Origin of the sequence: Photobacterium sp. 53610 (assembly GCF_036409375.1) — a bacterium.
GTDB lineage: Bacteria > Pseudomonadota > Gammaproteobacteria > Enterobacterales > Vibrionaceae > Photobacterium.
In genome coordinates this window covers 55,928-69,859 of the sequence record NZ_JAXOFS010000006.1, presented here as the reverse complement: position 1 = coordinate 69,859, position 13,932 = coordinate 55,928, and the positions used below count along the sequence as shown (strand labels likewise).

6 protein-coding genes are annotated in these 13,932 nt (G+C 48.1%); all 6 read right to left on the bottom strand.

Annotation, left to right across the window (positions count from 1 at the left end):
- Positions 1-153: 153 nt before the first annotated feature.
- The 6 genes from SPK40_RS15675 to tagH all read right to left on the bottom strand — a co-directional run bounded on the left by SPK40_RS15675 (position 154) and on the right by tagH (position 13,927).
- The gene (locus tag SPK40_RS15675; RefSeq protein ID WP_330961089.1) at positions 154-7,929 is read right to left on the bottom strand and encodes a hypothetical protein; all 7,776 of its coding nucleotides are present in this window, start codon (positions 7,927-7,929) and stop codon (positions 154-156) included.
- Between the two features lie 479 nt (positions 7,930-8,408).
- The gene (locus SPK40_RS15670; protein WP_248142718.1) at positions 8,409-9,803 is read right to left on the bottom strand and encodes an SPFH domain-containing protein; all 1,395 of its coding nucleotides are present in this window, start codon (positions 9,801-9,803) and stop codon (positions 8,409-8,411) included.
- Between the two features lie 151 nt (positions 9,804-9,954).
- Positions 9,955-10,737 (bottom strand): type IVB secretion system protein IcmH/DotU, encoded by a 783-nt coding sequence (icmH, locus tag SPK40_RS15665; RefSeq protein ID WP_248142719.1) that lies wholly within the window; start codon positions 10,735-10,737, stop codon positions 9,955-9,957.
- Positions 10,734-12,059: a type VI secretion system baseplate subunit TssK gene (tssK, locus tag SPK40_RS15660; protein ID WP_330961088.1), complete on the bottom strand. Its 1,326-nt coding sequence runs from the start codon at positions 12,057-12,059 to the stop codon at positions 10,734-10,736. Before tssK ends, icmH begins: the two co-directional genes overlap by 4 nt.
- Before the next feature lie 10 nt (positions 12,060-12,069).
- Positions 12,070-12,573 carry a type VI secretion system lipoprotein TssJ gene (gene tssJ / locus SPK40_RS15655; protein ID WP_248142721.1) on the bottom strand — a complete coding sequence of 168 codons (504 nt, stop codon included), beginning with the start codon at positions 12,571-12,573 and terminating at the stop codon, positions 12,070-12,072.
- On the bottom strand, positions 12,566-13,927 hold the full coding sequence (gene tagH / locus SPK40_RS15650; protein WP_330961087.1) for a type VI secretion system-associated FHA domain protein TagH: 1,362 nt from the start codon (positions 13,925-13,927) through the stop codon (positions 12,566-12,568). Before tagH ends, tssJ begins: the two co-directional genes overlap by 8 nt.
- Positions 13,928-13,932: the final 5 nt, after the last annotated feature.

Here is a 13,932-nt window from a genome sequence, read left to right as displayed (position 1 = left end):
GCAACTTTTGTTTTCATTGGCTGAAGATCGCTGATGAGGCACGGGACCGGCGAAAAAATGTCCAGTGAGTTTACGGGTTAAGTGAAGGGAGATTCGGGTGCTGTTGATGGGGGAGATAAAAAATCACCGCCGGATGGCGGTGATTTTTAGTGCTTACTTAACGTATATATTGGCTGTTTTTCCTTGGCCGTAATTCTCGTATTTATCTTCATATCCAGCCTGAACACCGATGCTCTGAGCTCCTTGATTTAATTTGTCTGAATCTAATTCGTAAACAAACTCAGTCCGTTCTGGATTTAAGTTTAAATTACTCCAATATGTTGGATCCCACGGCAGGCTCCCATTTTTCGGTGTTGGCGTAATACTCCCCGGAATCGAACGATTAAAAGTAAATTTAACTCTTAATTTCTGCCCTTTAGTAACCGTAGAACTACCATCCGGGAAAGAAATTTGTGCAACCAATGGAGAGCCAACAACTTTTATTCCAAGACTGCCAGATTTACCAACCATTTTATCATCCGCTGCAATGTAGCTCCCTTCTGATAAGCTAAAGTTGATATCTGCATTAACACCTGTTGGCGAAATATATTTCACTTCCCAATGCGTGCTATTTTTTCGATTAAATTGCTCAATATATCCTACGTCTCCTCCAGCCGAGGAGGTGATCATCAAATCTTCCTTCGTTAGTCCTTCCACAGGCTCAGTAAAATCAAGATAAAACCAAACTACTTTATCTCCACCCACTTCGCTTTGACTACTATTATCAAGATAGATATTGACTTCAGGTACTGTCCAAGGCTCGACAACAACATCTGGAACCGGATAGCTGAATTCATTTCCTGCATAGTCAGTGGCCTTAATCATCAGATCATGTGTACCCACGGCTGCCTTAAAGTCGAAGGTGTACACGCCACTCGCTTCTGCCGGCTTGGTGTAATCGGACGGGCTCGTACCACCGTCCAATGTTGCCACCACCTTGGTGCTGTTCAGGTTCGCATCCTGAATATTAGCCGTTAAGCGAATGGTATATTTACCATCCACAGTCGGCATAACAGCAGCTTGCACTGCCTGAACATTCAAAATATTCGGACTCGCCATATCAATAATCAGTGGTGACATGGTTACTGGCGTACTTTCCCCTTTCAGGGTATAGCTCGGCAGTGAACGGCCCAGATTATCCAGTATCGACAGTTTCAGGTGATACGGCCCCTGCATACTTTCTGTCAGGGTCGCAATCTCAGTCGCCGTTGTCAGACCATTGAATGTGCCGGTCAGCGTAATTGGGCTCAGGCCCGCAGCCTGTGGATCCAGTGTCACCACGTAGCCTTTCACTTCTGCACGTGAATTTGGATCTGTCACTGTGCTGATGTTGAATGTCTGCGTATTGTTCGCCAGCACTATATTCGAATCTTTCTTCTGCGCACCCAGCAGTTCCAGCGTCGCTTGCGGCTTAACAATATTGACGGTGAATTCTTTCTGAATATCTTGCCCGACTTTGTCTTCCGCCTTCACAAGTACTCGGAAACTACTTTCATTCCCCAAGAGTGCCGAATCAAATGTCAGTTGTTTGATGTTGTCATCATCGGAAGTCTTCTTAATGATAAATGTATCACCCAAATCCTTCACATGATATTCAACTTGATTCATTCCACTCGCTTCATCAGAGATATCGAACTTCATCAGTACATTGCCATTTCCGTCCGAGCCAATGTTATACACATCTGAAATAACAGGAGGCGCTTGATCGATACCTAATTCCACACTCACAAAAGTCCGATTACCCCAGTTATCAATAACCTCAATGGTTGGAGTGATCTCTTTACCAATATAGTCAGCAGCTATCTGCGCCATGAATGTTGTGCATCGATAAGCTGGATCATTTGGACACTCTACGTATCCACCAATGAAATTGCCTTTGTGTGTATAAAAGCCTAACTTCTCGCTACCATCACCCAAATCAACCACAATATTATCCATGCTGGCTTCATTACCAATGCTCACTTTCAGTGCAAGATCAACCGTTTTACTGTTAATGAAATCTCCTGATTTCTTATCTGTGATTTCTATCGTCGGTTTCGTATTCGGCACATGTAACTGAACGGTTGAATCTACATCCAGCACTGTATTACCTGCCAGATCTTTCAGCCCCATCACTTTCACGAAGTGGCCCTCATCCCCTTGACGAACTAAATCATCATATTTACCGGTAAATGTGTATGTAATCGTCTTATTACCGTTACTCCGCTGAATAGCCGTCGGCTCGTACTCTTTCAGGCCTTTCAAAAGCTTCACAGATGCGGTGTCATCCATACCAGATAAGGTATCAGTGACCGTAATACTCAAAGAAAGCATTTTCACACCATCAACCGTATCCACAGCTTCTTTCTTCAGCATAAAGTTGTCTTTATTCGCGATCACTGGCGCATCAATATCCACCATGTTGAACGAGAAGATTTGATCAACTTTGGCGTTATTACTCGCTGTGGTGAGCGTAATCAATACCGGATTATTCGACATATTGCGATCAATGTTGTCGAACTGACACACTGGCGTAGCGGTATTGGTGTATACCTTGTAGTAACCCGATGTATCGTTCTCCGGAGCTTTGTCGCTGGTGTAATTTTCACGCAGCCAGCACTCCAATTTATTCAGGACAGCACCTTCTGCATTCTGAATGCCAAATTCAGCTTTCAGGCTCTGACCAAACGTAGACGTACCGAAGTTCGCTGGTTTCAGAACAGTCAGGCTGTAACCTTCACGCTGAACGGTCAGTGGTCGTACTACGGTTCTTTTCTGACGTGGTCTGCCTTTGTTCACCTTCGTTTTGTTGTACACATCCACCACCAGATTATATTTACCGTCATTGGCAATCTGGGTATTCAGGCTGGCTTTACGCTGTGTTTCGTTGCCTGCGACCGGACTGAAGACAATCGTTTCGCCCTGTTCAGTCCCCACGCGGAACAGCGTTGCTTCTACTTTATCAATGCCACTTTCCGGATCGATCGCATCCAGGTACAGATCAATCGTCCCGGCTTCAGTAATGGTCTGCGCCGGAGAAATTTCTTTATTATCGCTCTGATAGCGCGCGGTCAGCGAAGCATCAGGCGGTGTGGTATCAACCTGAATGGCAAAGGTTGTTTTATCCTGCAGATTGCCACGAATATCCTCAGCATTGATTTTCAGGGTGAAATCCTGCTGCATATTGGTTTCAATCTCATTTGGATTGGTTGGCTGCGTGCCAGCCACACCCGGCGGTGGCGTTGTACCGGTGTAAGTCCAGTAAACGACTGAACCCGGTTTGATCGGATCTGTGCCCTCGTCCTGAACGGAAATACCGAACACATAGCCTGGCTCAACATAATCATTCACTTCATCAAAATTGTTCAGTGTGATTGCCGGGCCTTCATTATCGAAGTAAGTTGAGACCGCATTTGAGCGGCTCTCGAAGCCATATTTATCCGTTGCTTTGACAAAGACTTTGATCTGATGACCTTCGCTGATATTGATCAGCGACGTATTCGCCTTTTGCAGATCAATATTAATATTGGTCAGCCCTTCCGGCTTGAACGGCTCCACCAGTTTGACGTCACTAGCGCTCAGTTCCTGCCAGAAGCTGATATTTTCCACACTGGAATCATCGGTAATGCTGGCAATATTGGCGATGAAATTCGTGCCCATGATATTGCCGGACAACTCAGGTGCTGTACCGTCTTTCAGCGTAGGCGTCGCGATCGCTGGCCCCATTTTGTCAATCTTGAATGCAAAAGTGCCCTCACCCTGATTCGGCGGGTAAGCAGTATCTCTCGCTGTGATATACAGCGTGTAGGTTTTACCATGCTCGAGATTTTTTGCGACCAGCTGCATTTTGGTGTTGGCTTTCTCACCCAGCAAATAGGCCGGCACCGTTGAGCAATCCGTGCCACAAGGCGCCAGATCAATCAGTCCCGCACCGGTATGCAGTTTGAGTTCAATATCCCCCAATGCACTGACATTACCGATACCATTATTCAGCACTGCGAGTGGCGACCACTCGCTGTTACCGCCCAGCAGTTCCACATCAGAATCCAGCACTTCCGGTGCCTGATAATCGACATTCACCCGGAAACGTCCGACATTCGGATCGGTGGCAGGAATGAAATTGCCCAGTTTATCCGCACCTTCGGTGATCAGCGTCCACGAACCAGCATCCAGATGTACCGGCTTCGGAATTTCCAGATCATCGGCACACTGCGTATCCAGACACAGGTACATGGTGACGGTGTTACTCTCAGATTTTGATTCTTCCTGCGTCACCACACGCTCTTTCGTCCCGTTACGGAAAATGAAACGACGCTTGGTCGGATCCTCACCCACTCTTTCATCCACCTCAAACTTGAGTGTCTGTTTAAAGTTGGTGTTGATATAGGTGTTGTCCGGCAGATTGTCGGCTTTAAACGGCGGAATGAAGGTATATTTCGGCGGATCGTTATCGATGATAAAGATGGTCGCTTTTTTCGCCTGGCCATTATAGCCATGGCTGTTGCCTTCACGGTCGGTCGCACTCAGCAGCAGATCCAAACGGGCAATGCCCGGATAATCGTTGGCCGTGTCTAAACCAAACTGATGCTTCTCTGTGTAAGCATCGTTATCAATTTTATTGACCGTGATCCCGGTTGGCGTGGTCGCATTCGTCTCCGTGTCCAAACCCCAAAACAATTCCAGCTTGGTGGGTTGTGCACTTTTATCCAGGCCGGAAGGATCGGTCACATTCACAATCGCGCTCAGATCCCCACTCACATACCACTTATTGAATAACTGAATGGCATTACTGGCCAGCGGATCCAGACTGACCGCTGGTGGTTCCTGATCGACCGCTTCCACAGGCGAGTTAAAGACCTTCTGGCTTTGCAGCGTCGGGTCTGCTTTCGCGAAGCGGTTGGCGTAGTACATCGCCACTTTATCATCGACTTTGCCGGTAAAGTTTGTTTTCACAAAGTCGTAGAAATGCTCGCCCAGTTTCTCGCGGTAATAACTTTCGCCCAATGGGTCATTGGCAAAATACAGCTGCTGACCGGCAGCATTCTTCCCATCCGGTTTCCCGTCTCCGACGATATCGGTGTAATACAGTTTTGCCAGATCCGTGCTGTTCTGAACCGCACTCGCGTTGGCAATATCGCCCATGGCTTCCAGCAGGAAACGGTACAGATATTTATTGGACGGCGGGTTTGGAATCGTCAGCAACTCATCATTATTCGCGTAATAGGTTGTTGTTGGGTTGAAGCCAAAGAACTGACTGGTCTGCTCACCAAACATGGCATTCACATCCGAGAGAATACCCTGAGCAGTCCCTTGTGTTTTATTTGATTTATCAAACAGGTAATCAAAGAATCCGGACTGAAAGACCGACAGCTCCGTGACGATAAATTCACGGTCACCAGACTCGCCGCCAACAATGCCATAACTGCGCAAACCATGATCAACTGTCAGATCCAATTGAGTCAGCGACTTCTTGTTCCATTTGTAGAAATCAGCTTTGCCTGTCACCGTGACCCGGTGAATTTCACCTGAAAACTGTGAGTGCATCTGGCAGCTGGCCGTATCTTTCAGTGTACCGCCGCCTGATTTCGCGGGTTCAGCCAGCATGGTGCACGACGCAACGGACGCCCACTGACCGGAACCATTTAAACGTTCGACGACCGCATTTGCGTTAATATACGGTGACGTCACCTTGATCGTAGGCAGATTGAAGGTTGATTTAAACTGGAATTTATAAGGGACTGAGGTATTGCCAGACCCGTCTTCTGTCACAATGGTGATGGTTTGCGCATAGCCTTCATCAACCCGGGCAAAATCTGCCCCAAAAATTTCTTTGACGAACGGAATAAAATAGTGAGCTTCACTGATACGCCCGTCAGCGTCTGGTGCCGGGTAAACTTCATGCGGAATCTGGTTCAGGCTACTTTTCACCGTTCGGGTGATTTTCGCCGATTCGCCAATCTTACCGGCTTCATAAGTCACGATGACATTCAGTTCTTCAGCCGAAGAACTGGTCACTTCTGAGTTGCCCGTTGCGTCAGAAACACTCAGCGTCAGATAGGGAATCTGATTCTGGTCCAGGACCAGCGTCGTAAAGTCTGCAAAATCGACTTCCGGATGGACGCCTTTCAGCCCTTGCTGGGCATAAGCATAATTCAAGTTCAGGTACTGTTTTCCGTACAGATCCTGGAAATATTCTTGCGTCAGGTTGTCCTGATACTCGCCGGTATCTGCGTCGAAGAACTTCATTGCGACTTCAGGAAACGCGACGCTTTGCGTGGGTGCTGTTGTATCCGACAAAATCAGGTGCTGTTCCTGACTTTTATTCCCATTCCCATCCGTTGCGGTGAGGAAGAAAGTGGTCTGTCCGCCAATGAACAACCCCCGATCGAAGTTTTGCGTAAATGCACAAACATCTTCCTGAGTGTCCGGATCTTTTTGCATCGTGCAGTTCAACACTTCCGGCGCTCCGGCATTCACAGCGATCGTCGCGCTTGAAATCACTGAACCTGCATCTTTGATGGTTCCGGTCAGGGTATAGAATGCCTTGTTGACCGGGTTAAACGTCGCCGGTGAAGTTACATGAATCACCGGAGCAATATTGTCCCATTTGAATGGCACGTACTGTGCATCATCGGCATTTCCCAGAACATCCGCCACTTTCAGGACCAGACGGGCTTCAACCGGTTCCGCCGACAATTTATCGATTTCCCGCGTGTTGACTTTTGTCACTACCAGCGTTTCACGAACACCGCTCTCGATCGCTTCCGATTCCACACTGCACAATGCAGACACACCCGTCTTACAATTCTCAGGCTCTCCCCAGCCGTTTTCTGCCGTTTTGGTCTGTAAGAAGACTTCTGCATACTCAATCCCGATGAAATCAGTCACCTTCACAGAAACCAGACCAGCGCCGGACAGCACTTCATTGCCAAAGCGAGCCACTTCCGGTGCATCATCATCAATAGAGACAGGCGCACGCGGCGCATAAATACCACCCGAAGCATTGTTCAGGCGGTTGACTAGCAGGCTGTAATCACTGGAAGGGGTACCCGAGACGTTCAGGTCCGTATTGTTCACAACACGGAGTAAGTGCTGTGCCAAAGTGTTGGTATAGTAATCGACGGTCAGTCGCTGCAGACCGAAAGACAGCGCCGTCGGCAGTGCAGAAATCTCATCTAAAGACCAGCCATCCAACTGACCGGTTGCTCTGATGTCGCGATACTGTAAATCTGCCAGATTAAAGGAGGTATAAATGACCTTTTCACTGTCACTGCCGCCCGATTTCTGCAGCATCTCATAAGCCAGAGAAGAGTAAGCCAGCAAAAAAGCACCATACTGATGCCCTTGCGTGGCCGTCGCACTCCAATTCCCCATCGAGATGTCCAGAGGCTCCACAGAAAAGACATCAAATCCATACTGGCTGTTGACCGCTGCGTTTGCCGAATCAATTGCTGCTGCAGTCTGCTGACCTAAACGCTGAATATTATATTCAGCCAGACCTGCGGCAATGTTCGTTAAAGGTGTCAGCATGACATTTCGGCTTTGTCCTTCAACAAAGTTGACATACGCACGAAATTTCAGCGGACCCCGGTCATTCACAACAACCACATTTTTTGAATGGGGATCTAAATAGCCGCCACCTGCAGCTTCAATATACAGAGGCGCTGAACTGGAGGTCAGAGCAATTGAAAAGCGACCATCCGGATTGGTATTCGTGGCCGCTAATAAACGGCCCAGTTTGCCATTGTTAAATTCATAGACGCTCACCTTGGCATTCGATACCGCAGCATCAAACACCACACCACTGATAATGCCCTGCTGGCGATCTTTCGGATATTCCGGATAGGTTTTTTCTTCGCCACACGCAGAGAGAAATACAATAAGCAGAAATAGAGTGATTCGTCTAAACACAATAGCCACACTGAATTATAGGTCAATAACCTGACATTATATTCACTCCAGAAAACAAGACAATCCAGTAAAAACAACAATTTATACTTTCACTTTCACTGGATCAACCGTCACAATGACAGGTGTTTCATTCATAAAAACAGCCAGACCTGAACCTGAAAAGGCTAAAATGACGCTTTTCCTCAAATGGATTTCACGAAAAAGTAACGTATAAATCTAATTTTTGTGACATGCAACCAAGCGACAGTAATACTCCCTAATTTAGGTAAAACTACAACGCAAAGTGCAATGTCCATTAAGCGAAATCAATCTGTTTGAGTTTGCCTGATTTCATTCCGGCCAGATATGCATGTGTGATATTGATTCACAAAAACAAGGATGGTTCTTTGGCTGAAAATAAAAAAGCACGACTAAACAGAAATGAACCCTGTTCGTCGTGCCCTGAATTTTAGCGAAAGTTAAAGTTGTGATTCAAACCATCAAGGTTTTTTCTTCTCTTTCCTTTCACCGTCCGCATATTGTTCAGATTTATCTAAAATACCCAGCGCACCCAGTCCGGTGATGATATCCAGATTGGTCGTCAGCTTACCGCTGTCATTTCCGCCAAAGTAGTTTTTTGGCATTTCAATTTTATAGTTCTTCAGGTTTTGATACAGAGCGGTCGATACGTCCCTGTTCAATTCCGCCAGATAAACAGCTTTATTGGCGCCCAGTGCATCATACTTCGCTTGCAAGACTTCAGCTTCCGCACGGCCTTTCGCAAGGATTGCTTTCGCTTCATACTCTGCAGCAAGAGCATTGGCTTTTTGAATTTCCAGGTTCGCTTTCGCGATCGCCAGTTCTTTCTGTTTTTCGACTTCGGCTAATTCCTTTTTCTTCTGAACATCCAGAATTTTCCGGTCAGCGGCCCCCTTCGCAATTTCCAGTTCTTTCTGCTGAGAAATTGTCACTAACTCTTTGTTACGCACTGCATCCTGAACTGCGCGTGTCCGCTGAATCTCTTTTTTCAGCTGCTCTGTATCAGACAGCGCTTTGGAGGTTTCCTGCTCCTGAATGGCACGAATGCGCTCCGCCACCAGACGCTTTTTATCCGCCAGAAGTTTCTCTAACTGCTCTTCCGGTTTCGGATCTCCAATCGTGATTTGCGTAACCGCAATCCCATATTGCTGCAGCGGGTTTTCCTGACGACGCGGAACGCCTTTCTCATCCAGAACCGGGATCGTTTTCCAGACCAGTTGTTTTGTGCGCTGAAGCTGATTTGCATTACTCTGACTCGCACCTACCGGTGCCAGATCAGTCTCTTCAACTTCGACTTTACGTCGTTCCGTCATATAAATGCCGTTTCTGAGCTGATCATCCAGTTGCGTTTTAAACTGGTTCAGACCGCCCTGAAAAAATTCCTCGCCCGTGTACTGTGTCGCCGTAATCACGGTCACATTTCTTGCGTTTTTGACCAGCAGTGCATCAATCAGATTGGTGTTGTTTCTGAATTCACGGTGCATTTTCTTGATCGCTTCCGGATTCTGCGACAGTTTGAACCTGAATGTCACAGGAATCATTCCGACATAGGTGTCCGCAAAACTTGCACGTACCGGAGGTAAGCTCTGCCGGGAATCTTCACCTAGATTATTACCATATGAGACCGTAATGACCTGATCATACATGGTGATTTTAGAAAGAAACGGCGTTCTGAAATGAATACCCGGGGTGGTAAAAACATCCAGCTCACCCGTCAGGTTGTTCTGATGAACATAGGTATAGCCCGCGTCCGTCATTAAAATGGAACTATTAACCATGCCCGCAATGACAGCCAGACAGAGAACACCCCCAACGATTTTGGCGACGGACTTTTTCGTGTGTACATGTTCGATCATTTTGCTTTCCATGTTTCAAGATTCTTTAGAAGATCAGACCATGGTTAGATGCGACCAAAACTCAAATAAAATCAACAAAATCAATTATTTATAAAAAAGCGCGAACAAGTCGCGCTTCAGCAAGCAATCTTCTGAACATCAATGAATCGGTTTAACTCAGGATTTGATTAAACTTAAAGTCAATCACCCAGTACGTTGCGGCATACATCGCTGCCAGTAAAGTGACGGTCAGCCCGACAATCAGTTTTGGGGGAATCACTCGCCGTAGCGGTCGGCTGATGGAGGCCGCCTTCATATTCACTAACTGCAGCTTTTCCTGATCAACCAGTCGATCTTCTTTAATCAACCGGTATACCGTATCTGCAATATCAGCAATTTTTTCATTGCCTCGTTCGACACGACCAAACTTGCCTTTAAAACCAACCTGCAGCAGAAAATACAAAAACTCTATCAGATGCCGGTAACGTTTCGGATCCTGACGCAGTCTGTCCAGGATGGTGTAAAACTTATCGCCGCCCGACGTTTCATTATGAAATTCAGCCAGCAGGCTGTGCGTGCTCCAGTTACTTTTCTCGCCCCACTCCTGGCTGTATACGGCCTCATCCACAGCCGAGCATACGCAGTAGCGCATCACCAGCAATGAAGCACGATCCGTATTTGCCAGCAGGAGGCGTTTTTCCGCATCCTGAATTTCACGGCTGATCTGCTCCCGCAAAGCTGTCGGGTCATCCAGCCAGGGAATCGATGGGATGCAGGTCAGGCAAGCCAGCACCCAAGTGAATTCATCCACCAGCTGGTTAATACCAAGTTTCTTGATTTCCAGCTGTTTCACCGCAATATTTCGCGGAACTTCCGGAGCGGGCATGACCTCCATCGGTTTGCCCGGCTCCGACTGAAATAATACGACCGTTACATCATCGTCTGCCGGACTCATAATCTAACCGCCCACAACTGCAGTTCCAGGTTCGGGAAATCTCCCGAAACATGCATCGCAATACCTGAAGAAGAAGACAGCGCTTTCCATTCTTCAGATGCCTTGTCCAGTTCGAAGTAAGTAAAGCCGGCATGATAAGGCAACTGTCGCGGCACAACCGGCATTGGCTTAATTGCAATGCCCGGCAACTGGAAGTTCACCAGATCACGGATATTTTCCAGGCTGCCCACTTTCACCTGAGAAACAAAGCGTGTATGCAGGACATCCAGCGTGACGTCTGCCTTCACGGCCAGAATGAAGGTGGTGGTTTCAATGATGTCGCGATCGGCGATATTGGCCACCCGAACGCCATAGCCCTGCTCTTTCAGCACCAGCGGAATGGCACGCTGCTCAGACATGACGGTCAGGCTGCTGCGGTTCCGGCTGATCAGCGACCACATACATTCGCTCAGATCACCGTGGTTATAAGGCAGATAGGCTTCAGGACGACGTGAGGATGAGCACAGTGTTGCCAGATCACCTTCTGCCTGCAGCAATACACGATACAGCGCTTCAGGATGAACACCTTCCAGACTGCCGATATGCCAGAACAGCGGCTCTAATTTATTCACCGCCTGCAGCAACATAAAGTCAGCAACAGAAGAAACGCCCTGCTGATCAACCACACCCAGGCGTGCCACAATGGATTCAGCCCGGTGCTTCAGCAGTGATGCAAATTCAGTCACAAATTTAGTCAGTACTGCTGAGGCGCGGATATCCAGACAAGTCGGGATAAACTTATCATCCAGAACGACTGTCCCGTCACTTTTCACTTCAGAGATTTTCAGGATTGCAATTGACGTGTATGCCGAGCGATCGTCGCTCTCCAGCATCAGACGGAAATTCAGACTGCCGACGTGAATCGTAGTGGTGTCTTCACTGTCATACAGGCAGTCCACGACCTGCTGTTCCTGAAGGCAATAACGTGCACCATCCCCGGCATTGGTATAGAGTTCGCCCTGTTCAGAAGGCAGCGGGCAGCACAGATACACAACTTTATCGACAGTCGACGAGTCCACTTCAAGCATTGACGGAGCAGGCGCTTCCGCCGGTAACGCAAACGGCGTACGGTCCTGCAGAATCCCCTCTGCAACCGTTACACCAATTTTGCCCATTTTCAGCAATTCGTGGTTGATCTCCAGCCGGCTGATGCCCCAGCTCAGCGGTGAACTCAACGCCGTACACAAACTCATCTGCTGGGAATGAAACCGGTCCAGTTGCTGGAAGTGCTGCGGTTTCATAAACATGCCGTCTTGCCAGACCACAGGGTTATACAATGACATAATAACTTCCTTAGAAATAAATCTGTTCTACACCTTTCGTGCGTTCTACCGACAACACGTTATTCACCAGATTCACGTCCAGAAAATAGCTTTTACGCTCTTCTATCGTGTGAATGGTGCGCCAGCTGGTGCCGTTGATATCCCGGAATGCGACCGCAAATCCGACCGCACGCGTTTCCGGCTGAAGTTTCAGAAATTCGGTCAGTTCCTGTCCCGGCTCTAACTGGTATTCGTAGCGTTTGATGTACTCATCACCCAGCGCAGATTTGTCATTCTCAAACAGCGAAAAGAAATCCAGGCTGCGAAACAGCACTGGCGAAGACAGTTCATAAATCCGCAAGATTGCCGGTGACGATGATCCGTTCGGCCGGACATTCAGACTCTTGTCCGTTGTGATGTGCACTTCAATTTCAGCCGTTTCCGGAATCAATCCGGCAGTATCTTTAAACTGTTCCCACACTGCACAACCAGACAAAGACAGTGCAACCATTAAACCCAACAATAAATTACGCATTTTGCCCCTGTAATAATTCCCTGTACTTGGTTGCCAGATTCGCATCAGCGCTTTCTTGCGTTTCAGACTGCATATCCGACTGCTGCTGTGCAAAATGGTCCTGATACGCACTCCAGAGACGCTGCTTCTTCAGCCAGCCGCCGCCTTTTTCCTGTTGTTCTGCTTCGAAAGCTGCAGGGGAGAGTGACGTCAGTTGCTGCATGAACAGCGATTTTCTGGCTTGGTTCAGACGAGCCCGATGCGTGGCCAGCTCTTCATGGATATGCTCAACAAGTTCAACCGGTTCAAGAATGGACTGCTGATAAAGCGACAGCATGCTGTCCAGCAAATGGGCCTGAGACTCATCGGCCTCACCAGCCAGTGCCAGTGACTGGCGCAGCTCGGATGTCATCGCATCCAGACAGCCCCGCAAACATAATCCCATCTGCCGGTACCAGTTTTCATCGCAAAGCTGTCTTTGCTCCGTCGACATCCCCAACCCGTCCAGAAAAGCAGATTCAGCCTGCCTGCCAGAGAGGGGCGACATTTCAGTGTGAGCCAGTAAACCCAGGGCAGCCGGCTCAGCAATCGGGGCTGGTTTTTCAGGTTTCGGCGGATGGGACGGGATGCGCTCGGCACGCATTTCAGGCTGAAGTGGTGCTGGTCGCTGTACCGGTCTCTGAACCGGTTTCGGCACGGACGCTACCGGTTCACCACCAAAATTCCAGTCTTCCGGAATCAGGTTCGGCACGTCCATTTCGGAATGAATACTTTCACTGTCATCCAGCATCTGCCGGTGCGGTGGTGTGTAATCCACTTCAGGTTTTGGGATCTCATCTTCAATCAGCGCTTCCGCTTCATCTTCTTCTTCCTGAAGATGGTACAAGGGCTCGGTGGTGTCAGCCTTTTCATCCGGCGGAAAAAAGAGCTCTTCTACGGTCCCTTCAGCAAACTCTTCGGCTTTGGGCGGCAAGACGACATTCAGTGATTCAACGGGGTCGCTGCTTTTCATCTCCGGCATAATGTCTTCTGCCAGATTGATATGCTGGATTTCATTCTCGAAGCTGACCGTCAGCTCATAACGCCCCAATGACACCGTGTCCCCTTCCTGCAACGCAGAAGGCTGATTTTTCAGGGCTCGCTTGTCATTAATGAAAGTCCCGTTGGTACTGATGTCATTCAGGTAGAACTCACCGTTATAGCTGGTAATGAGCGCATGAGTACCAGACAGATACTTGTTATGATCTTCCAGATGGAAAAAGCACTGAGCGCTGCGGCCGATGCTGCCCCCAAGACTGTCAAATTCCATTTTTTTGACCCCTGTATACTCGTCAGGGGCGCTGTTCACGGTGAGAATGAGCGTTTTATGCGTCATAAGCA